The sequence below is a fragment of the Bradyrhizobium sp. 25ACV genome, assembly GCF_054863005.1.
Map to the genome: position 1 here is coordinate 1 of NZ_JAVAYO010000071.1, position 278 is coordinate 278.

At 67.3% G+C, this 278-nt stretch carries 1 protein-coding gene; it reads right to left on the reverse strand.

The window, feature by feature from the left end; translation table 11 throughout:
• Positions 1–278: gamma-glutamyltransferase (locus tag RAD04_RS38625; protein ID WP_461627960.1), on the reverse strand; the 278-nt coding region annotated here is incomplete at both ends.

The following is a 278-nucleotide window of genomic DNA, read 5'->3' on the forward strand; positions in this document are numbered from 1 at the left end:
GTTCGCGCGCATGAAGGCGTCGATCCGGTCGGCGATCTCCCCGCGGTAAAATGCGTCGCGGCCTTTTTCGGCAATCAGCCGGTAGGTGCGGGCCAGGTCGGGGTTCTTGAAGATCTCGCCCTTCTCCGGCGCGTGTCCGCCCAGCGCATAGGTTTCCGCGAACGCCCCCGGCAGGTGCTGCTCGCGCAGGATCGCGACGTTGCGGTCCCAGTAGAAGGCGATCAGCTCGCTCAGGGGAAAGCCCTCCTCGGCGTAGCGGATGGCGGGCGCCAGCACCT